The organism is Marinobacter sp., from assembly GCF_965229985.1.
In the GTDB taxonomy this organism is placed as follows: Bacteria; Pseudomonadota; Gammaproteobacteria; order Pseudomonadales; family Oleiphilaceae; genus Marinobacter.
This window is the reverse complement of sequence record NZ_OZ245935.1, coordinates 2,231,708-2,251,272: the sequence shown is the minus strand read 5'-3', so window position 1 is coordinate 2,251,272 and position 19,565 is coordinate 2,231,708. Positions and strand designations below refer to the sequence as shown.

Below are 19,565 nucleotides of genomic sequence, written 5' to 3'. Positions count from 1 at the left end.
CCGGGGCGTCTCAGTTTGCCAGCCATCGGCCTGGATTGTCGGGCTTGCCATTGTGCCGGACTTCAAAATACAGGGCCGGGGAATCGGTACCACCGGTGCGGCCCGCCTGGGCAATGGGTTCGCCAGCGGCAACCCAGTCTCCAGGGCTGGTGAACAGGCTGCTGCTGTGGCCATACAGTGTCATGTAGCCATCGCCGTGATCAATGATGGTAATCAGGCCAAACCCCCTAAGCCAGTTGGCGAACACGACCCGACCGTAGTGGATGGCACGAATCTCTGCTTCGTCCCCGGTGGCGATGAGCAGGCCATTGCGCCGGAGTTTGCCGTCGGCGTAGCGGTCGCCGTAGCGGCTCAACACCTGGCCTTTCACTGGCCATGGCAGCTTGTTGCGCAATGACGCGAAGGGCTGGGATTCATTGGGCGAGGGAATGTTGTTGATCGCCTGCTGCACTTCTTCAAGCAGGTTTTCCAGCCGTTTGCGATCCGATTCCAGCTCTTCCCGTTCGCTGCGACGGTTCTGGATATCCGCATTGAGGGCGGCCAGTGTCTGCTGGCGCTCCTGTCTGGATTCCGTCAGTTCCTGCTGGCGTCTGGCGACGCTTTCTTCGGTTCTGGCCAGTTCAACCCTGGTTGACTGCACCGCAGCCTGGGTGTTTCTTAGCTCTTGCAGGCTTTGCCTGAATGCCTCAAGGCGATCGACCGTGTCCTTGCTGAGGTATTCGTAGTAGGTCATGGTCCGGGCAATCTGGTCCGGATCAATTTCATTGAGCAGAACCTTTACTGCTGGGGCATCCCCTTCCATCCAGGCGGCGCGGATCTGCTTCTTGAGGCTGTCCCGCTGGCGGTCGAGTGTGCGGGTGAGCTCCTGCGCCTCGTTTTCCAGTTCACGGAGTCTTTGCTGCTGTTGCTCCGCCTGCTGGCGGAGGGAACGGCGTTCGCGGGTCAGTCGGCTGATGTTCTTCTCGGTCGCAGCAAGCTGCCGCTCCAGGGCGGAGCGGTCATCTTCGGCATCCTCCAGCCAGTCGTCGATGTCCTCAATGCGTTCCTTGAGTTCCTCGATCTGGGCCGGGGTGACCTCCTGCTGGGCGAGTGCGGGCGCTGCACCCAGAGTGAGGGTGAGCGCCAGAATTGCGGTAAGTCGCAAAGGTTGGTTCCGTTCCCGGATCAGCCGATCTCGACCAGGCTGTGCCCGGTCATTTCCTCTGGTTGCTCCAGCCCCATCAGGGCGAGCAGAGAGGGTGCAACATCACTCAGGCTGCCGTCGTCTTTCAGCACAACCTTGCGATGGCCGGTGTACACCAGTGGCACCGGCCCGATCGTATGGGCGGTGTGAACCTGGCCGGAGTTGGGATCGGTCATCTGTTCGCAGTTGCCGTGGTCGGCAGTGATCAGAGCTTCGCCGCCGACTTCATCCAGGGCCTCGACAACGCGCTTCACGCATTCGTCCAGGCATTCGGCTGCCTTGATAGCCGCATCCAGCTTGCCGGTGTGGCCGACCATATCGCCGTTGGCGTAGTTGCAGACCACCAGGTCGTATTTGCCACTCTTGATGGCCTCCACCAGCTTGTCGGTGACCTCAGGCGCGCTCATCTCCGGCTGAAGATCGTAGGTCGCGACTTTTGGAGAGGGCACCAGGATCCGGTCTTCGCCATCAAACGGCGTTTCCAGGCCGCCGTTGAAGAAGAAGGTAACGTGGGCGTACTTCTCGGTTTCGGCAATGCGCAACTGGGTCTTGCCCTGTTTCGCCATGTACTCGCCAAGGCCGTTGGTAAGCTGCTCCGGCGGGTAGGCGCAGGAGGTTTTAATGTCGGCCGCGTACTCGGTCAGCATCACAAAATCCGCCAGTTCCGGGTGCTTCTTGCGCTCGAAACCGTCGAAGTCCTTCTCCACGAAGGTACGGGTCATTTCCCGGGCGCGGTCGGCACGGAAATTCATGAACAGCACCGTGTCGCCATCGTTGATGGTTCCCTCCGGCTCCCCGGCGGCGTGGATGCGGGTTGGTGCTACAAACTCGTCGTTCTCTCCGCGCTCGTAAGCCTGTTCCAGCCCGGATACCGGATCGGCTGCGGTGAACTCTGCGGTGCCCTGGGTCATCAGGTTGTAGGCGGCTTCCACGCGGTCCCAGCGGTTGTCGCGATCCATGGCAAAGTAGCGGCCCACGATCGAGGCAACGCGGCCGACACCGAGGCTCTTGAGTCTGGCCGCGGCTTTCTCCAGTGACGGTTTGGCGCTGCGGGGTGGCATGTCCCGGCCATCGAGGAAGGCGTGAATATAGACTTCCTTGGCGCCACGGGCGGCGGCGAGTTCGGCAGCGGCAATGATGTGGTCTTCGTGGCTGTGGACGCCACCGGGAGACATCAGGCCCATGAGATGAACGGCGCGGCCACTCTGGACGGCTTTATCAATCGCGGAACAGAGAACCTCGTTCTGCTGGAAAGTACCTTCTTCCAGATCCTTGTCGATACGGGTGAGGCTTTGATAGACCACGCGCCCTGCGCCCAGGTTCATGTGGCCAACTTCCGAGTTACCCATTTGCCCCTGCGGCAGCCCTACAAACATGCCTGAGGTGTTGATCAGGGTCTTGGGCTGGTTCTGCCAAAGCTGGTCCCAGAACGGGGTGCTGGCATTGCTGATGGCGTTGTCTTCAGCCGGGTCGCGGTGGCCCCAGCCGTCCAGGATAATCAGTGCAGTCGGCTTGCGCATTGCAGTCATCATTAAGTCCGGAAGTAAAATGTTAGTAAATTTACTAAAACGAAAATGGAGTTTATCTATTTTCGCATTTACTGGCCAGTTTCGTCACCTTCTGTCCGGGGAGCAGGCTGTGTATAATCGCGCCAAACTCATTATCAGGGTAAATTCATGGACCGGTTGTTTGAATTTGTCGTTAACCACTACATTCTTGTGTCGCTGTTCGTGGCATTCCTGGTCGCTATCCTTATTCTGGAATCCCGTCGTGGCGGCGCCAAGATCTCGGCCCAGGGCGCGGTCAACCTGATCAACAAGGATGAAGCCGTTGTAGTCGACATCCGGGACCGCAAGGAGTTTGGTGAGGGTCGCATTACCGGCTCGATCAACATTCCCCTGAACAGTCTCAAGAGCCGCGTTGGCGAGCTGAGCAAGTTCAAGGACAAGCAGATCATCGTTGCCGACAAGATGGGCCAGCATTCCGCGATGGCGGTCAAGCAGCTGAACGCGGAAGGCTTCAGCAATGTGGTTCGCCTGAACGGTGGCGTGGCTGACTGGAAAGCCAGCAATCTTCCGCTGGTGAAGAAATAGGGCGGCCCTTGATCTGAAGATCATTCTGCCGCACTGTTTCACATAAGCCGGCCCGGCCTGAACGTAAAATGTCCCGGCAGCACGCTCTAAAGCATCCCATAACAACGGGCCCCGAGCCCACGATCGAGAACGAAAGGACTGAAAATGGCTGAGAATCAGCAAGCCGCAGCAGGCAGTGACAACCAGAACCAACCCCAGTTTGCCCTTCAGCGCATCTATGTGAAGGACCTGTCTTTCGAGTCGCCCAACTCTCCAACTGTGTTTCAGGAGCAGTGGAAGCCGCAGGTTAACCTGGATCTGAACACCTCCCACAACAAGGTCAGCGACAACCAGTATGAGGTTGTGCTTTCCCTGACTGTCACCGCAAAAGTGGGTGAGAAGGTGGCTTACATCGTCGAAATCCAGCAGGGCGGTGTGTTCCTGGTTCAGGGCATCGAAGGCCAGCAGTTGGGCCAGATGCTCGGCGCCTACTGCCCGACCATCCTGTTTCCGTATGCTCGCGAAGCAATCGACGGCATAGTCAATAAGGGCAGTTTCCCGGCCCTGATGCTGGCGCCGGTGAACTTCGATGCCATCTATGCCCAGGCGCTCAAGCGCAAGCAGGAAGAAGCTGCGGGAGAGGCAAACGAAGAGCAGCAGACTCACTGATCTGCAGCAGATGAAGCAGTAATAGAAAAACCGGCTCCGGCCGGTTTTTTTGTGCCTACACAAAAATTCCAGCCCGGGCATTGATGTAAATCCAAAATCAAACGATAATCGTTCGTACTAAGATCTGAGTCGTTTGGTTGGTTTATGTATTCTCGAATATCACATCTATCTTTGTCCTGCGCTTCCCTCATCGCCATGGTCTCTACGGCAACACTCGCAGATAGCCGGCCTGCCGGTTACCTGGATGAGCTTGTTGTTACCGGAACCCGCAGTGAGCGTCAGTTGCTGGATACCCCGGTGCGGACCGAGGTGGTTACCGCCGAAGAGCTTGAGAAAACCCACGCTCGCAATCTGAAAGAGGCTCTGGAAAACGTGCCGGGTTTGCAGCTCCGGGAGATCCACGGCAAGCCCGGTTACGAGGTCTGGCTTCAGGGAATCGAATCCGATCGTGTGCTGGTTCTGATCGACGGTATGCCAATGACGGCCACTACCGGATCGACGGTGGACGTCAGCCAGTTGGCCGTGCTCGATATTGAGCGGGTGGAAGTGGTCAAGGGCGCCGTCTCTGCCCAGTATGGCAGCTCCGGTATCGGTGGCGTGGTTAATGTCATTACCCGTCCGCCGGCTTCCGGGCTCTCCGGCCAGTTCACCACCGATGCCGGTACCTATGGTGACCAGAATCCCTCGGGCGATGAAGCCGACCCCGCGCGATATTCCGCCCGAGCCACGGTCCAGGGAGGTAGTGAACAGCTGGCCCTGCGTCTGTCCGCATCTCACCAGCATTCCGATGGCATCGATCCGGAGCCGAAGACCTGGGCCCGACCGGGTGATGAATACGATCGCACCGATCTCAGCTTCCGCACCGACTGGTCTCCGAACGGGAATCACCGACTGAGCGCTGCGGTCGCCCGGTTCGAGGAGGAGTCCGGGTCACGTTACACCGAGCGCAACCCGCCTTTTGTGATCAATCAGGGTAAGGATGAAACGGTCACCCGTACCCGCTATACCCTGTCTGGAGATCATGGACGCAACGCCGATCTGCGTGCCGGTTGGTCCGCCGTCCATGAGATTCTCGATGACGATACCCTGAAGTATACCGGCAGCGGGGTCTTTGATGACCGTCGTGCCGAATCCACTCTGTCCCGTTTTTCGGCCCATCTGGGCAAGCCGGTAGGGCTCAGTCACCACCTGCAGGGCGGTGTCGATGTCAACCGTGAAACGCTCGAGCAGACCAAGGACGGCGCTTCCGAGCTCGGTGCGGAACCTCGCCGACAGCGTGAAAGCCAGGAGGCCTGGGTTCAGGACACCTGGATGCCCACTGAACATCTTGAGCTGGTGCCCGGCGTTCGTTTCCAGAATGACTCCGACTTTGGAACCCACACGGCTCCCAAGATCAATACACGTTACGACCTGGTCCGGACCGATTCACTGACCGGCTTCCTGCGTGCTGGCGTTGGCGCCGGATACCGGGTGCCGAACCTGAAGGAAAGGTACTTCACCTTTGATCACAGCCAGCTTGGCTACATCGTTCAGGGAACTCCGGATCTGCAACCGGAGGAATCCGTCAGCTATCAGTTTGGAGGGGGGCTGTCCTGGAACCGGTCCGTATGGCTGGAAGCTAACGCCTTCCTTAATGACATCGAGCAACTGATCCAGACTTCACCGGATGCCGAGGCTACCCAGGCGCGGAACGACGGCGTTCAGGTTTTCTCCTACGAAAACATTGCTGAAGCAAGGACCTGGGGGCTCGAGACCACGGCTGGCTGGGAACCTTCCGAGCACTGGCGGCTTACCGCCGGCTATACCCTGACCCGAACCGAAGATGGTGCAACAGGCAATGAGCTTAATCGCCGCCCGAGGCACCAGGCCCGTCTCGGGCTGGATGGTCCGCTTGGGCTGCCAGGCCTGTCCTGGAGTGCGCGGCTTCGGTACCAGAGTGAGGAGTTCGTGGATGCTGCCGCCGGAACCGAGTCCCCGGGGTATACAACGTCCGACCTGAAACTGAATTACCGGTTTTCAGACCAGCTCCGACTGTTTGCCGGGGCCGACAACATCACCGACGAACAGCGCGATTTTTCCAATGCCAGTGAAGATTTCAGACCCGTTGCCGGGCGCTTCCTCTACGCCGGGCTCACGGTTTCCTTTGGCGAATGATGCCTGACCACCAAAAAACGATATGAAGGAGATATCCATGGATCTTTTCGATACCAGACCCCCGGCCATTGTGCTGGCCGCCCTGGCTCTGACGGCCTGTGGCGGAGGCAGCGACAACTCTATCGCGGAGGACGATGCGGATAACGTGAGCAGGTTTTCCGAGCAGTTGATGCCCGCGGCAACTGAGACCGTCTACCTGAATCTGGAAACCGGAGCGATGGTGGAAGAAAGCGACGACTGGCACATTGCCGCCAACCGTTTGAACTTCAAGGTGAACAGTGGTGCTTCCGGAAATGGCAGTGTGGTCGGCGCGCTGGCAATTGCCCAGGACGATTTCTACGACAGTAATGGCGATCCCGACGCCAATGTGTTCACCAACGCGGCCGCCAACTCTGAGGAGGAACATTTGTTGGGCATTCTCGAAGAGCCGGGGAGCTGGCAGGAGGATGCCTTTGCCAGTGCGTTTGGATCTTCGGATACCTGGTCTCAATACGACTTTGCCACGGGTGTGATCAGCGAGGCCGAAGATGTTGGCTACCTGGTGCGCTCTGCTGAGGGAAACAGCTATGCCCGTATGCGGGTTGTCGACTTCGATTTTCCGACCCGCGAAGGGCAGGGGATTGAAGGCTTCACCTTCGAGTTTGACGTGCAGGCCTCCGGCGCTTTGGGATTCAGTGACACGGTAATTACTTTCACTTCCCCTGCAAGCTATGAAGGTGGCGACGCATGTTTCGATTTTGACTCGGCTTCCGTTGTCGATTGTGAAACCAGCGAAGTCTGGGATGTCCAGGTCGGCTTCTCCGGTCGCGACTGGTACCTGAAATCCAACAGCGGGGTATCCGGCAACGGCAGTGGCGGGGCCTCGGACCCGATGACCTGGAGCGAACTTGCCGCCAATGACAGCGATCCGGGTGTTCCGCAGCTGTACAACACGGACTCAACCGGCGGGGTATTCACGGATAACACCTGGTATGCCTACAACCTGACCGATCAGCACAAGATCTGGCCGAACTTCCGGACCTTCCTGATCAAGGCGGATGCCGATGATCCTGAGTCAACGGTCTGGGCGCTGCAGATTGTCGGTTACTACGACCAGAACGGAACCAGTGGCCAGCCCACGGTGCGTTGGCTGGCCGTTGAACTTCAGCAGGCGCAGGAGTAATCCCATGCAACAGACAGCGATGGCAACAGGCACCGCAACCGATTCGCTCGCAGCACGCTGGCGGACACTGCAAGAAGCAGAGCCAAATATGAGGATCCGTCAGATGGCGGATAGGTTGGGCGTCAGCGAAATGGAGTTGGTTCGGCTGCGTGGCGGCGACGCACTGATTCCTCTCAAGGACAGTTTCGGGGCTCTTCTCAAAGCCCTTGAAAGCGTCGGCCCGGTCATGATTCTGAGCCGCAACAATGAAGTGGTTCATGAGGTTACCGGCACCTTCAAGGATTTCACCAGCGGAAGGTCCGGCGCCATGGGTCTGGCCGTTGGTGAGATCGACATCCGCGTCTTTTTCAAACACTGGGCCTATGGCTACCGGGTGCAGGAAAAGGTCCGCTCCGGGTTGAGGGAGAGTCTTCAGTTCTTTGACCAGTACGGGGCTGCGGTCCACAAAATCTACCGGGTTGCCGATACCGATGGTGAGGCATGGGAGCGCCTGGTCCGTTCCTTCGCAGATCAAGAGCTGAGGCCGTTCAAACCTCAGGGCGCGCGCCCGGTTCCTCAACGGGTGGCGCCAGAAGCGGTCAACACAGAGGTTCTCCGCGAGGGCTGGCGGGAACTCAAGGATGTCCATCATTTCGGTGCGCTTCTGAAGCGGGCCGGCACTGATCGGCTGACGGCGCTGGAACTCTTGAGAGGCGAATGGGCTACCGAGCTTGAGCGTGCCGATGGAGACGTGCTGGACCGGTTGCTGGAGCTGCTTCGGGATAATCAGTGCCCGGCCATGTTCTTCGTCGGCAATCCCGGGATCGTGCAGATCTTCACGGGCAAGGTGGCGAATCTGCGCCGAACCGGTCCCTGGATGAACGTTCTGGATCGCGGGTTCAACCTCCATGCCAACACCGAATCAATCCGGTGCTGGTGGCTGGTCCGGCGCCCCTCTGCAGACGGCATCATCACCTCGTTGGAGGCATTCAACGCCGACGGTGAGCTGGTACTGACCGTGTTCGGTGAACGCAAACCTGGCATCCCTGAATCCGGACTCTGGCGGGAGCAGGCGGCGACCCTGGAGGCTTTGTCATGATATCCCGGGTCCTTGTGTGGCTCCTGTTGGCTACCGCGTTCGGGTCTTCTGCCCAGGCGGGGGATTCGCCGCGGGTTGTGACGGCGGATGGAGCGATCACCGAGATCGTATACCGACTTGGGCTGGAGTCGTTGCTGGTAGGTGTGGACACCACCAGCGGGTATCCGGAACAGACCGAGTCTCTGCCCAAGATTGGCTACCTGCGGGCGTTGCCTTTTGAAGGAGTACTGGCCCTCAAGCCGGATCTGCTGATTACCTCGGAGCAGGCCGCCCCGGAAGAAAATCTGGAGCGCCTGACCAGGGCCGGTGTTCAGGTTGAAAAACTGTCTTCGGCACGGACGCCGGAGGCTGCGCTGGAGCGGATTGTGACTGTGGGTGGATTACTTGGCGAGGAGGAAAAGGCAGAGGTCCTGGCCTCCGAGCTCCGGTCGAAGATCAACCGTATTCAGCAGGCATCGGCAACCCGGGGAAACCCGCCGACGGTGCTGTTCATTCTCGCTGCCGGAAATCACTCCGTGATGCTGGCGGGGGAAGGAACCTCCGCTTCAGCGTTGCTGGACGCTGTCGGCGCGGTCAATGCCGTGTCCGGGATCCAGGGCTATAAGCCGGCCAACCGGGAAGCCATCCTGGCCTCCCGACCGGATGCCATTGTGATTGCCGAATCCACGCCGGGGCAGTTCGCGATCGGTTCTTGGCCGGAGGTGGAGCGTCTCGACGCCTGGCAGAGCGGGCACCGGCTGGTGGCAGACGGCATGATGCTGCTCGGTTTCGGCCCGCGGCTGCCCGACGCCATGGCTGCGGTAAACGAAGTCTTGCCTGCAGCTTCGAACGTGGCAGCCCATGGTTCGTGACGCCGCGGGCCGCTTGGGTTTTGCGCCGTCACTGGTGGTCGCGTTATTGGCCGCCGCGCTTGTTGCTCTGGTGTCTATCACCAGTGGCGCTTACCCGCTGGCACTTGGGGATATCCTGAGCGTGATCATTGGCCGGGAAGCGAGCGATCCAGTGGCTTCGATGGTGCTGCTGGAAGTGCGGATGCCGAGATTCCTGCTGGGCTTTCTGGTTGGAGCGGTGCTGGCAGTCTCCGGGGCCCTGTTGCAGGGGCTGTTTCGCAACCCACTGGCCGACCCGGGGCTTATCGGGGTCTCCGCCGGCGCCTCCCTGGCTGCCATTGCGGTGATCGTGCTGGGCAATACCTGGCTGGGTGGCTGGCTGGCCATGACCGGCGAATGGGCTTTGCCCATCGCCGCCTTTCTCGGAGGCAGTTGCACGGTGCTGCTGGCCTGGCGCATTGCCAATCGATCGGGACAGACCGCCGTGGCCACCCTGTTGCTCGCCGGTATTGCGATCAACGCCGTGGCTGGCGCTGCCACCGGGTTGCTGACCTTCTATGCCAACGATGAAGAGCTGCGCTCGCTGACCTTCTGGACCATGGGCAGCCTCGGCCACGCCGGCTGGGATGATCTGCTGGTTGGGGCTCCGTTCATGCTGCTGGCGTTACTGGCCGCCCCCTGGCTGGCCCGTCCCCTGGATGCGTTTCTGCTGGGCGAGTCCGTGGTCGGACACCTGGGATATCGCACCGATACCGTCAAGAAGGCCGCGATCCTGGTGGTTGGCCTGGGGGTGGGAGCCGCCGTTGCGGTCAGCGGACTGATCGGGTTTGTTGGCCTGGTTGTGCCCCACCTCGTGCGCCAGTTGCTTGGTGCCAGTCACCGGGTGCTGTTGCCGCTAAGTGCCCTCGTGGGCGGCACACTTCTGGTGGCCGCGGATTCCCTGGCAAGGGTGGTGGTAGCGCCGGCGGAACTGCCTATTGGCCTGATGATGGCACTGATCGGCGGTCCCTTCTTCCTGGCGCTTCTGTTGAGAACAAAGGTGATCTGATGGTTCTTTCCGTTAACAAGGTCAGTGTTTCCCTGGAGCGTTCCCGGATTGTCGATGGCATTGATTGCCACCTGAAGGCAGGGGAGCTGTTGATGCTCCTGGGCCCGAACGGCGCTGGCAAGTCGACTTTGCTCAAGGCGATCAGTGGTGACCTTCCCTATGGCGGCAGCGTGACGCTTTCCGGCCGGGAACTCGGGCAATGGCGCCCGGAACGGCTGGCCCGTCAGCGTGCGGTAATGCCCCAGCGGGTGGAGGTGAATTTTCCACTGACGGTCGAGGAGGTCGTACAGCTGGGGCGGCCTAAAATGGCGTCAGGCAGAAGCGACCTGGTGGTCGACGAGCTGATGAACGAGCTGGATATCGGTCACCTGAGGCACAGACTGGTGCCGGGTTTGTCCGGTGGTGAGCAGCAGCGGTTACAGCTGGCGCGGGTGCTGGCCCAGATTATCGACAGCCCGGGCGACAGATTGTTGCTGCTGGACGAGTGCACATCCGCCCTGGACCCGGCGCATCAGCAGATGGTGCTGGATCTGGTGCGCCGGCTGGCCAAGGCCGAGGGCATGGCGGTTCTGGCGGTTGTGCACGATCTGAACCTGGCGGCCCAGTTTGCGGATCGCCTGCTGGTGATGAAGGCGGGCCGACGTGTCCACGAAGGCTCGGCGCGAGAGGTACTTACGCCTGAACTGCTGGACACCGTCTACGGTTTCACCGCGAGAGTAGTCGAGCTGGAGGAAGGCTACCCGATGGTGGTGCCACGGCGCAGAGGGCCATCCGGCGCTTATACCGCGCCCGTGAATCCCAGCTGCCGCCAGGCCTCGTAAACCACCAGGGCTGCGGTGTTGGAGAGATTCAGGCTGCGGCTATCCGGTTGCATTGGAACCCGCAGGCGATGTTCGGGGAGCAGCTCATCGCGAACATCGGCGGGAAGGCCGCGGGTTTCCGGGCCGAACATCAGGTAGTCGCCTTCCTTATAGTCCACTTGATGGTAGTGGGTGCTGCCTTTGGTGGTCAGCCCGAACAGGCGTGGGGGTTGCTCGCTGGCTAGGAAGTCCTGGTAGTTCCTGTGGATCTTTACCGTGGCGTACTCGCTGTAATCCAGCCCGGCCCGGCGCATCTGTTTGTCCTCCAGGTTAAAGCCCAGCGGTTCAATCAGATGCAGCTGGCAGCCGGTGTTGGCGCACAGCCGGATGATATTGCCGGTATTCGGCGGTATCTCCGGCTCGTACAGCACAACGTGGAGCATGAAGCTTAGCGCTCGACGGCCAGGGCAACGCCCATACCGCCACCGATGCACAACGTGGCCAGGCCCTTGTGAACATCACGGCGAACCATTTCATGCAGCAGGGAAACCAGAATGCGGCAGCCGGATGCGCCGATGGGGTGGCCCAGGGCAATGGCACCGCCGTTCACGTTCACCTTGCTGGTGTCCCAGCCCATGTCCCGATTTACGGAAATGGCCTGGGCGGCGAAGGCTTCGTTGGCTTCCACCAGGTCCAGATCATCCGTGCTCCAGCCGGCCAGTTTCAGGCAGCGCTGGCTGGCCGGGATCGGGCCGGTACCCATGATCGTCGGGTCCACGCCCGCGTTAGCGTAAGCCTTGATGGTGGCGATCGGAGTCAGCCCCAGTTCTTTCGCTTTCTCGGCACTGCAGACCATCACGGCTGCGGCGCCATCGTTGAGGGATGAGGCGTTGCCGGCGGTAACGGTGCCGTCTTTCTTGAAGGCCGCACGGAGTTTGCCAAGCCCCTCGGCAGTGACGCCGTCGCGGGGGCCTTCATCGCGGTCAACGACGATCGGGTCACCCTTACGCTGGGGAATGGAGACCGGGACAATCTGGCCGTCGAAGTAACCGGCCTCGCGAGCGGCGGCGGCCTTCTGCTGGGACGCAGCTGCAAATTCGTCCTGCTCGTCACGGCTGATGCCGTATTTCTCGACGATGTTCTCGGCGGTAATGCCCATGTGGTAATCGTTGAAGGCATCCCACAGGCCGTCCTTGATCATGGTGTCCACCATGGACCAGTTGCCCATGCGTTGGCCGTTGCGGCTGTTGGGCAGCACATGGGGCGCCTGGCTCATGCTTTCCTGACCGCCGGCGATCATCATCTCGGCGTCGCCACAGCGGATGGCCTGCACCGCCATGTGAACCGCTTTCAGACCGGAGCCGCAGACCTTGTTGATCGTCATGGCTGGCACCGACGCGGGAATGCCGGCATTGATGGCAGACTGGCGAGCCGGGTTCTGGCCAACACCGGCGGTAAGAACCTGGCCCAGAACCACCTCGTTGATCTGATCGCCGGCGACGCCGGTTTCTTCCATTAATGCCTTGATAACGGCGGTTCCCAGCTGGTCTGCGCTCAGGCTGGAAAGCCCTCCACCAAAGGTTCCGATAGCAGTACGGCGGGCGGCAACAATAACGACATCACGCATGGGAATTCTCCGGATCAGAGGCACGCGCGGAATCAGGCCCGGCGCGCGCAGGATTGAAATCTGCCGGCATTGTATCCGGAAAGCGGTGCCCGGCCAAAGAACAGGCCTTGAGCGAGCAGAGTGAGCTACATGTTCAGGCTACGGCCGCCATCAACAGAGATGATCTGACCGGTGATGAACGGCGCATCGCAGATCAGGAACGCAATGGTTTCGGAGATATCGTCGGGGTTGCCGGTGCGGGCCAGTGGCGTCTTCTGGAGAATTGCCTGCTGGGCGGATTGGTCCATCTCGGCTTCGCCCTCTGGCCAGAGGATTGCGCCTGGCGATACGCCGTTCACCCGCACTTCCGGCGCCAGGTCTTTTGCCCAGGAGCGCGTCAGGGCAGCCAGGCCGGCCTTGGTGGCGCAGTACAGCGGGTGATCATCGATGGGTCTTTCGCTGTAAATATCGATCAGATTTACGACGCTGCCGCGGTTTCGCCGAAGTTCGGCCAGGCATCCCTGGAGCAGGAAAAATGGGGCCCGTAGGTTGGTGTTCAGGATTGTGTCCCAGTCGTCTTCGGTGGCGTCTGCGGTCGGGGTTGGGTAGAAGACCGATGCATTGTTCACCAGTGCGTCCAGTCGGCCCCAAGGTGCGACAGCGTCATTGGCCAATCGGTCCACTCCAGCTAACTGGCTCAAATCCGCCTGCAGGGCGCAGGCGGAGTCGGGCCGTTGGCGGTTCATCTGCGCAATCAGTGAGTTCGCCTGCTCTTCCCGGCTTCGGTAGTGAATCACCAGGTTCCACCCTCTTTCGTGAAGTGTCCGGGCAGTCTGTGCGCCAAGACGGTGGGCTGCGCCGGTGATCAGCGCAACAGGCGTTGTGGACGGCATGGTGCCTCCTCAGTGGTTGGTCGGGGCGACGGCGTCGCCGATGCGTTTCAGGCGTTCAGTCCGGATTGCGCTGCCCAGTTCCTTGCCTTTATACCCTTGAGCCAGGAGGGTTCTCGGCTCAACGCCGGTAGCCGCTTTCGAGGCGGTTCGCAGCAGGTCCAGTGTGCGGGAATAGCCCGGCAAGGCGCACTCGAGCACTTTCAGGAGTTGCGAAAAACGTTCCGGGCGGCGCCAGACGTCCGCCTGGTCGAGCAGGTCCAGAAGCGTTTCGGCTCCCGGGCGTTGCGCATCAATGTCCCGGATCTGGGGTGTGAAGGCAGTAACCAGTCGCGCCAGATTCTGACAGTCATTGGGTGCCTTCAGGGCTTTGGCCCTGTCCTTTGCGACAGGGGCATCCAGGGGGGAGAGCAGGGCCGCAAAACGCTCCTCGGTCTCGGCGTGGGGCTGGTCGTGGACGCAGCACAGTGCCGCCATCGCGAGTTGAAAAACGTTTTCCGAAGCTAATTCCGGAATAAGAACAGCAAGGGCGCCGCAGTCACGAAGAACTTTAAAAAAGGCCTTGGGCGCCTGTTCATTCAGCGCCCGCTGGAATTCCTGCCAGACCCGTTCGCGCACCAGATGGTCCACCTCTCCGCTATCCACCATGCGCGTCATCAGGGCCATGGTCTGGTCGCACACGGAAAATCCCAGCGGTTGAAAGCGGGCTGCGAACCGGGCGGTGCGCAGAATTCTCAGGGGGTCCTCCGCGAAGGCCTCCGAGACATGCCGAAGCTTGCGATCTTCAATATCTCTGAGGCCTTCAAAGGGGTCGACCAGATCGCCGTTTTCAGCTTTTGCCATCGCATTGATGGTCAGGTCCCGGCGCTTCAAATCCTGCTCAAGGGTGACGTCGGGCGCGCTGTAAACAGTGAAGCCGTGGTAGCCGCGACCCTGTTTCCGTTCGGTGCGAGCCAGGGCATATTCTTCCCGGGTTCGGGGATGCAGAAATACCGGGAAGTCCGCGCCCACCTGCTTGAAGCCGTTGGCTAGCATTTCCCTTGGAGTTGCGCCGACCACCACCCAATCCCGGTCCTTGACCTCAAGGCCGAGTAATTCGTCACGAACGGCACCGCCAACCAGATAGGCCTGCATGAGATCGCTGATTCCTTTCGGGAGTGTGTCGGTGGATTATCCGGTTCCCGGGCAGGGCAGGCAAACCTCTGACGCCGCCTGCCATAAAAAAAGCCCGCCCGGGATTGCCCGGGCGGGCTTTAACAGAGGTTTGCGTCAGAACGCGGTGCCAAGCTCCAGAGCCGCGCCTACATCTGCATCGCTGTACAGGGCACCGATATCGAGGCGGACGCCGACAATGTTCAGTCCAAGACCTGCAGTGAACTGGGTTTTCTCTTCAATGCCGTCGTTGTCATCGTTGCTGGCCAGGTTGTGGCGAACACCCACCCGCAGCTGGGCGTAACGGAAGGCGTCGAATTCGGCGCCAAGAGCTGCCCACTGGGTGTCGTCCTCAAAGCCAAAGGCTTCCTTTTTAGTCAGGTCCACTTCCGCGGTGATAACGTGGTATTCGCTCTTGTGCGCGATGCCCGCTGTAACCATCGGGTCCAGCTTTAATGTGCGAACTTCCTCTCCGAGCAAAGGCCGGCTCGCAGCGGAGTCGAGCTCCATGGGGATCAGGTTTTTAACGACAATTCCGGTGTTCCACTGGTTGGAATCACCAAAGCTGTAGGCTGCGCCCACGTCGAGGTTGAAGCCGCTCTTTTCAGTCTGATACTGGTCATCGTCGAATTCGTCATCTTCGAAACCGGAAACCGCTTCCGTGTACTGGAAGGTGCGCAGCTCCACGTATTTCGGCGACAGGCCAAGCTGGAAGCTGTTGCCATCCTGTAGCTCAAAAGCCCGTGCGAAGCTGATGCCAACTTCCCCGACGGCGGATGCCAGTATTTTTCCTTGTGAAGTCAGGTTCAGGGTGCCATTCGTACTGATCTGGTCGACGGCATTCTGAACGTCCTGGGCCGTTGCTGCAGTGGCAATCGCATTTAGTGCGGTAATATCCTGATCGGACACGTCACCACGAACGGTTGCTGTCAGGTTTGCATTGGTAAACACTCCGACAGCCAGAGATTGTCCCGGCACAGCCAGGCCCAGCCCCAGACCGGCGTTCACTCGCATGGTGTCCCTGTCGAATTCGGTCAAACGGTCGCTGAGATCGGCGGCGCCGTCCTGAATACTTTGTGGGTCGTCGGTATTGGGATCAAAACCGGAAACCAGCGATTCAAGATCAGTGATTACATCCTGGATATCATCCACCTGGTCAACTGTTTCTTCCTCATCCGCTGCGCGAGCATTTACCGAGGGCAGCATCAACCCAAAATCATCGTTCCAGCTGTGGTGATCGGAGGCCATCATCGCCGGGTTATCCATCGGCGCTGATGATGGCGTTGCTACAGCGACGCCAGTGCCACCCATGGCAAAAGAGCGGGCAGACATAAACGACTGCGGGCTGGCCAGTGCAGAACTGGTGGCAATGGAAAGACCAATAGCCAGAGAAAGTTTGGTCAGGCGATATCCGGTCATGAAGAATCCTGTCAGGTAAAAAGGCAAAATAGATGTTACGTACCTGAAAGGGTAAGGCAGAACCTTATCCAGCTCATGACGCATGGGGTAACGGTTTGTTTTTGATGTGTAAACAGAGGCAGTTTTTTGCCGCATAGGGATTGCAAAACAATACGGTTGGGAGTTGTTGATCGGAATATCAGGCAGTTAGAAAAACTGGCGTAGTTTTTTCATGGGAAACCGGAAATGACGTTTTCTGGAGACACGCAATGAACCTTCGCTGGATACTTATGCCTCTGCTGGCAACAACGGTGGCTGCTTGTGCGCCGGTTGGCAGTTATCAGGGGGATAACGGCAACCAGTCCCGCCAGGATACGATGCTGGAGCCAATTACTGTGCGGGTGAGCGGTCTGGGGACCTATGAGGATGTTGCGGCCGACCGTTCAAATACCCGCAAACGTCTGATGGCCCGGCGGGCCTCCCAGCTGGACGCCTACCGGAATCTCGTTGAACGGGTCTACGGCACTGTCGTGTACGGCAGTTCCACCGTTAATGATTTTGTGCTGCGCAACGACACCTTCAGAACCTATGTGGACAGCTACATTCGCGGCGCGAAGTTGGTCGCGGTCAACGAGCACAGCGACGGTGTCTTCGAAACGGTGATGGAACTGAAGCTCGAGCCACGTTTCCGGGCCTGTGTGGCCAAGGTTGCTGATGATCAGGTGCAGGATCTCTGCCCGATTCCCATGCCGCAGGAAAATGACAGCGTGGGCGATGTGCAGAGCAAAGGCGTGGATTCCCTGTATTACCTTGATTGATCGAGAGTATAGAGAGTGTAGGGAGTATCGAGAATTATGAAACGCTTGCTGTCACTGGCTGTGCTCGGAGCTCTGGCGCTCTTCGTGGTTTCTGCCGCCCATGCGGTGGTTCTGGAAGGCGTGGGCCATGCCAATATCCACAATGGCAACCTGGAAGCCGCCCGGGCCGAGGCCCGCAAGGCCGCAATACGGGACCTTTCCCTGCAGTATGAAGCCAGGGTTAGCACGCACGACACCATGGAAAACGGTGTTATCACCGAGTCCCGGATGGATCTGGCGTCAAGCGCCAGAGCCAGGAACGTACGGATCATTGATGAGTACCAGAGCGGCAACCTGTTAAGGGTGATTGTTCGCGGAGATATCAGCGAGAGCCGCAGTCAGTGCGGTGCGGGAGATGCTGGCCGTCTGAAGAAGCGGGTCGCAGTGACCGGCTTCCCGATGCTGTATCCGGACCAGGCCAGAGTAGGGCGTATTGATGATGCCGGCGAAATCTTGCCGCAACAGCTCCAGCAGCGTTTGGTGGCTCAGGGCGGATTGCAGGTCTTTGGTGCGACAACCTCACGGATGTTCACGGATCTGCTGAACGCGCCTACGGTACAACAGGGCGACAATCGATTGACCAACGTGCTGGAACTGGCCCGTGAAATGGGCGTTCAGTTCGTAGTGACAGGCGTAATTCGGGATCTTGGTGTTGCGGATCCGTCAGCGTGGGGCACCTCCGTGCTGGATAAAATGCAGCGGGGCATCGGGGCGGTGGATCAACGGCGCCGGTTTGCGGCTGATCTCGTTATCTTCGACGGCTTCAGTGGCGCGCCGGTCTATCGTCAGAGATTTGAAGCCGCAGCCGATTGGGATGCCGGGCCTGGCAGTTCAGCCGGGTTCGGCTCTGCCGGCTTCCAGAAAACCGCCTACGGTCAGGCTGTCGAGGATGTTATCGCAGACATGGCGATGGCAGTAACGGATGCATTGGCGTGTCAGCCCTTCATGACCAGAATTGCGCGGGTAGACGACTTTTCTGTAACGCTGGAATCCGGGGCTACAGCAGGCCTCAGACCGGGTGATGAGTTAAAGATCTATCGCAGCAAGCGCTACCTGGAATCACCAGATGACTCACCAGAGTTACAGGACAGCGACTTGTCAGTGACGCTCGAAAAAGTTCAGCCGCATTTCAGCCGGGGTGCCATGCCGCAACTGGGCGGCATCGTGAATATCCAGAGAGATGATATAGCGATTATCTGGTAGGGCTGACGGGCATCAATTGCTGGCGTTGGCCACCTCGGCGGCCGCAATGTCGCGGATCTTGCCAACCATCGCCCTGAGCCCGTTGCCGCGGGTCGGGGAAATGTGCCGGAACAGGTCCAGCTGCTCGAACAACTCATCGATGTCTGTGGCCAGCAGGTCCCTGGGCGTTTTGCCGTTGAGGGCGACCAGGATGATGGCGGCCAGTCCACGAACGATCATGGCGTCCGAATCAATCAGCAGGTACAACCGGCCACTGTCTTCGTCATAGTAGTGAATCAGCCAGACCTGGCTCTGGCAGCCGTGAACGTAGTTTTCTTCAACCCTGGATTCCTCCGGGAAGGCGGGAAGCTGTTTGCCCAGATCAATGATAAAGGCGTAGCGCTCTTCCCAGTCGTCCAGCAGCTCGAAGCCATCCAGAACGTCTTCTAGGGTGGTGTCTTTGCCCAGGGGGTTGTTCAGAAAGATCTGTTCACTGGCAGTCATTTACAGCATTCCCAGTTCGAGTTTGGCTTCGTCGGTGAGCATGTCGTTGCTCCAGGGCGGATCGAAGGTCAGCTCAACGGTCACCTTGTCCACGTTGGGCACGTGCTCCAGCTTGGTCTTCACATCCTCGGTAATCACCGGGCCCATGCCACAGCCGGCGGCGGTCAGGGTCATCAGGACGTAGACATGGTTGCCGTCTTCGGTGCCATTTTCAATCTTGCACTCATAAATCAGGCCCAAGTCGACCACATTCACCGGAATTTCCGGATCGTAGCAGTTCTGCATGGCTTCCCAGACCTGGTTTTCATTCACCGTGCCGTCTTCAGGAGTCTCGAAACTGCTTTCCAGGGGCTTCTTGCCGAGCGCATCGGCATTGTGGCCTTCAATCCGGGCAAGATTGCCGTTGACGGCGACCGTGAAGGTGCCACCCAGTGATTGTGTGATGGTCACAAAGGTGTCCGACGGAATCATGATTTCGGTTCCGGAAGGAACAAGGCGGGCTTCCACCTCGCGTTTGGTCAGGACCACTTCCCGTTCTTGCATGCCTGTTCGGGCCTCGCTTTTTTTCAATCTCTGGTGTCGGATTACGCTACGCTAATCCGACCTACATGTTCCGTGAGGGATTACGCTACGGTAAAGCTCTCGCCGCATCCGCATTCTGCCGTGGCGTTTGGATTGCGGAAGTGGAACATTGAGTTCACACCCTCGGTGATAAAGTCGATCTCAATGCCGTTCACCAGAGGCAGGTGCTCCTCTTTGACGAAGACGTCGACTCCATCAATGTGGAAAACCTTGTCGTCCGTTGCGACCTCTTCCACCCATTGGGTTTCGTATTTGAAGCCGGAGCAGCCACTTTTCTTGATGGCCAGCCGAATGCCCTTGGCCTCCGGCTTTTTCTCCAGCTGTTTGCGCACGTGCTTGACCGCGCTTGGCGTCATGGTGACGGCAACGGTCGGGGTGAAGACTTCGGCTGTCATGAT

20 protein-coding genes are annotated in these 19,565 nt (G+C 59.4%); 10 read left to right on the top strand and 10 right to left on the bottom strand.

The annotated features are described in order from the left end of the window. Window positions 1–10: 10 nt before the first annotated feature. Together ACO06L_RS10345 and gpmM are read right to left on the bottom strand one after the other, a co-directional pair. Window positions 11–1,144: a murein hydrolase activator EnvC family protein gene (locus ACO06L_RS10345; protein ID WP_202348553.1), complete on the bottom strand. Its 1,134-nt coding sequence runs from the start codon at window positions 1,142–1,144 to the stop codon at window positions 11–13. A 20-nt stretch (window positions 1,145–1,164) separates the two neighbouring features. Beyond that, on the bottom strand, window positions 1,165–2,712 hold the full coding sequence (gpmM, locus tag ACO06L_RS10340) for a 2,3-bisphosphoglycerate-independent phosphoglycerate mutase (RefSeq protein WP_227716154.1): 1,548 nt from the start codon (window positions 2,710–2,712) through the stop codon (window positions 1,165–1,167). Between the two features lie 147 nt (window positions 2,713–2,859). Here gpmM and ACO06L_RS10335 point away from each other — a divergent pair, with 147 nt between their 5' ends. The 8 genes from ACO06L_RS10335 to ACO06L_RS10300 all read left to right on the top strand — a co-directional run bounded on the left by ACO06L_RS10335 (window position 2,860) and on the right by ACO06L_RS10300 (window position 11,017). Beyond that, window positions 2,860–3,276, top strand: a complete 417-nt coding sequence (locus ACO06L_RS10335; protein ID WP_008169323.1) for a rhodanese-like domain-containing protein — start codon at window positions 2,860–2,862, stop codon at window positions 3,274–3,276. Window positions 3,277–3,420: 144 nt separating this feature from the next. Then, the gene (gene secB / locus ACO06L_RS10330) at window positions 3,421–3,924 is read left to right on the top strand and encodes a protein-export chaperone SecB (protein WP_064227537.1); all 504 of its coding nucleotides are present in this window, start codon (window positions 3,421–3,423) and stop codon (window positions 3,922–3,924) included. Window positions 3,925–4,095: 171 nt separating this feature from the next. After that, window positions 4,096–6,078, top strand: coding sequence for a TonB-dependent receptor plug domain-containing protein (locus ACO06L_RS10325; protein ID WP_227716678.1), 1,983 nt, complete (start codon window positions 4,096–4,098; stop codon window positions 6,076–6,078). A gap of 37 nt (window positions 6,079–6,115) precedes the next feature. Beyond that, a complete protein-coding gene (locus ACO06L_RS10320) occupies window positions 6,116–7,240 on the top strand; it encodes an HmuY family protein (RefSeq protein ID WP_202348550.1) in 1,125 nt (374 codons plus the stop codon). A 4-nt stretch (window positions 7,241–7,244) separates the two neighbouring features. Beyond that, window positions 7,245–8,318 carry a hemin-degrading factor gene (locus tag ACO06L_RS10315; RefSeq protein ID WP_202348549.1) on the top strand — a complete coding sequence of 358 codons (1,074 nt, stop codon included), beginning with the start codon at window positions 7,245–7,247 and terminating at the stop codon, window positions 8,316–8,318. Then, a complete protein-coding gene (locus tag ACO06L_RS10310; protein WP_227716151.1) occupies window positions 8,315–9,169 on the top strand; it encodes a heme/hemin ABC transporter substrate-binding protein in 855 nt (284 codons plus the stop codon). Before ACO06L_RS10315 ends, ACO06L_RS10310 begins: the two co-directional genes overlap by 4 nt. After that, entirely contained in the window at window positions 9,159–10,196 is a 1,038-nt protein-coding gene (locus tag ACO06L_RS10305; protein ID WP_202348548.1) for a FecCD family ABC transporter permease, read from the top strand. The genes ACO06L_RS10310 and ACO06L_RS10305 overlap by 11 nt, the downstream gene beginning before the upstream one ends. Next, window positions 10,196–11,017: a heme ABC transporter ATP-binding protein gene (locus ACO06L_RS10300; protein ID WP_202348547.1), complete on the top strand. Its 822-nt coding sequence runs from the start codon at window positions 10,196–10,198 to the stop codon at window positions 11,015–11,017. The genes ACO06L_RS10305 and ACO06L_RS10300 overlap by 1 nt, the downstream gene beginning before the upstream one ends. On the opposite strand, the gene trmL is transcribed toward ACO06L_RS10300, so the two are convergent. The 5 genes from trmL to traF form a co-directional block, all read right to left on the bottom strand. Beyond that, window positions 10,975–11,439: a tRNA (uridine(34)/cytosine(34)/5-carboxymethylaminomethyluridine(34)-2'-O)-methyltransferase TrmL gene (gene trmL, locus ACO06L_RS10295; protein ID WP_202348546.1), complete on the bottom strand. Its 465-nt coding sequence runs from the start codon at window positions 11,437–11,439 to the stop codon at window positions 10,975–10,977. The genes ACO06L_RS10300 and trmL overlap by 43 nt on opposite strands. A 5-nt stretch (window positions 11,440–11,444) precedes the next feature. Then, window positions 11,445–12,623 carry an acetyl-CoA C-acetyltransferase gene (locus ACO06L_RS10290; RefSeq protein ID WP_202348545.1) on the bottom strand — a complete coding sequence of 393 codons (1,179 nt, stop codon included), beginning with the start codon at window positions 12,621–12,623 and terminating at the stop codon, window positions 11,445–11,447. A 125-nt stretch (window positions 12,624–12,748) separates the two neighbouring features. Beyond that, a complete protein-coding gene (locus ACO06L_RS10285; protein WP_202348544.1) occupies window positions 12,749–13,495 on the bottom strand; it encodes a pteridine reductase in 747 nt (248 codons plus the stop codon). A gap of 9 nt (window positions 13,496–13,504) precedes the next feature. Then, window positions 13,505–14,626, bottom strand: a complete 1,122-nt coding sequence (locus ACO06L_RS10280; RefSeq protein WP_202348543.1) for a multifunctional CCA tRNA nucleotidyl transferase/2'3'-cyclic phosphodiesterase/2'nucleotidase/phosphatase — start codon at window positions 14,624–14,626, stop codon at window positions 13,505–13,507. Window positions 14,627–14,761: 135 nt separating this feature from the next. Beyond that, the gene (gene traF / locus ACO06L_RS10275; protein ID WP_202348542.1) at window positions 14,762–16,063 is read right to left on the bottom strand and encodes a conjugal transfer protein TraF; all 1,302 of its coding nucleotides are present in this window, start codon (window positions 16,061–16,063) and stop codon (window positions 14,762–14,764) included. A 248-nt stretch (window positions 16,064–16,311) separates the two neighbouring features. On the opposite strand from traF, the gene ACO06L_RS10270 reads away from it, so the two are divergent. Then, window positions 16,312–16,860 carry an LPP20 family lipoprotein gene (locus ACO06L_RS10270; RefSeq protein ID WP_062781091.1) on the top strand — a complete coding sequence of 183 codons (549 nt, stop codon included), beginning with the start codon at window positions 16,312–16,314 and terminating at the stop codon, window positions 16,858–16,860. A 36-nt stretch (window positions 16,861–16,896) separates the two neighbouring features. After that, on the top strand, window positions 16,897–18,102 hold the full coding sequence (locus ACO06L_RS10265) for a flagellar assembly protein T N-terminal domain-containing protein (protein ID WP_202348541.1): 1,206 nt from the start codon (window positions 16,897–16,899) through the stop codon (window positions 18,100–18,102). Window positions 18,103–18,114: 12 nt separating this feature from the next. Here the strand turns inward: ACO06L_RS10265 and ACO06L_RS10260 are convergent, their stop codons facing one another. The 3 genes from ACO06L_RS10260 to ACO06L_RS10250 form a co-directional block, all read right to left on the bottom strand. After that, on the bottom strand, window positions 18,115–18,585 hold the full coding sequence (locus tag ACO06L_RS10260; RefSeq protein ID WP_202348540.1) for a SufE family protein: 471 nt from the start codon (window positions 18,583–18,585) through the stop codon (window positions 18,115–18,117). Beyond that, window positions 18,586–19,128 carry a putative Fe-S cluster assembly protein SufT gene (gene sufT, locus ACO06L_RS10255; protein WP_088827054.1) on the bottom strand — a complete coding sequence of 181 codons (543 nt, stop codon included), beginning with the start codon at window positions 19,126–19,128 and terminating at the stop codon, window positions 18,586–18,588. Between the two features lie 80 nt (window positions 19,129–19,208). Beyond that, window positions 19,209–19,562, bottom strand: coding sequence for a HesB/IscA family protein (locus tag ACO06L_RS10250; RefSeq protein ID WP_064227553.1), 354 nt, complete (start codon window positions 19,560–19,562; stop codon window positions 19,209–19,211). Window positions 19,563–19,565 lie beyond the last annotated feature (3 nt).

Bases quoted from the DNA above. Each gene is read 5' to 3' on its own strand.
- gpmM (WP_227716154.1), bottom strand. From the start codon at position 2,712: ATGACTGCAATGCGCAAGCCGACTGCACTGATTATCCTGGACGGCTGG.
- ACO06L_RS10250 (WP_064227553.1), bottom strand. From the start codon at position 19,562: ATGACAGCCGAAGTCTTCACCCCGACCGTTGCCGTCACCATGACGCCA.
- ACO06L_RS10290 (WP_202348545.1), bottom strand. From the start codon at position 12,623: ATGCGTGATGTCGTTATTGTTGCCGCCCGCCGTACTGCTATCGGAACC.
- traF (WP_202348542.1), bottom strand. From the start codon at position 16,063: ATGACCGGATATCGCCTGACCAAACTTTCTCTGGCTATTGGTCTTTCC.
- ACO06L_RS10335 (WP_008169323.1), top strand. From the start codon at position 2,860: ATGGACCGGTTGTTTGAATTTGTCGTTAACCACTACATTCTTGTGTCG.
- ACO06L_RS10305 (WP_202348548.1), top strand. From the start codon at position 9,159: ATGGTTCGTGACGCCGCGGGCCGCTTGGGTTTTGCGCCGTCACTGGTG.
- ACO06L_RS10265 (WP_202348541.1), top strand. From the start codon at position 16,897: ATGAAACGCTTGCTGTCACTGGCTGTGCTCGGAGCTCTGGCGCTCTTC.
- ACO06L_RS10285 (WP_202348544.1), bottom strand. From the start codon at position 13,495: ATGCCGTCCACAACGCCTGTTGCGCTGATCACCGGCGCAGCCCACCGT.
- ACO06L_RS10310 (WP_227716151.1), top strand. From the start codon at position 8,315: ATGATATCCCGGGTCCTTGTGTGGCTCCTGTTGGCTACCGCGTTCGGG.
- ACO06L_RS10270 (WP_062781091.1), top strand. From the start codon at position 16,312: ATGAACCTTCGCTGGATACTTATGCCTCTGCTGGCAACAACGGTGGCT.
- sufT (WP_088827054.1), bottom strand. From the start codon at position 19,128: ATGCAAGAACGGGAAGTGGTCCTGACCAAACGCGAGGTGGAAGCCCGC.
- trmL (WP_202348546.1), bottom strand. From the start codon at position 11,439: ATGCTCCACGTTGTGCTGTACGAGCCGGAGATACCGCCGAATACCGGC.
- ACO06L_RS10315 (WP_202348549.1), top strand. From the start codon at position 7,245: ATGCAACAGACAGCGATGGCAACAGGCACCGCAACCGATTCGCTCGCA.
- ACO06L_RS10320 (WP_202348550.1), top strand. From the start codon at position 6,116: ATGGATCTTTTCGATACCAGACCCCCGGCCATTGTGCTGGCCGCCCTG.
- secB (WP_064227537.1), top strand. From the start codon at position 3,421: ATGGCTGAGAATCAGCAAGCCGCAGCAGGCAGTGACAACCAGAACCAA.
- ACO06L_RS10280 (WP_202348543.1), bottom strand. From the start codon at position 14,626: ATGCAGGCCTATCTGGTTGGCGGTGCCGTTCGTGACGAATTACTCGGC.
- ACO06L_RS10260 (WP_202348540.1), bottom strand. From the start codon at position 18,585: ATGACTGCCAGTGAACAGATCTTTCTGAACAACCCCCTGGGCAAAGAC.
- ACO06L_RS10300 (WP_202348547.1), top strand. From the start codon at position 10,196: ATGGTTCTTTCCGTTAACAAGGTCAGTGTTTCCCTGGAGCGTTCCCGG.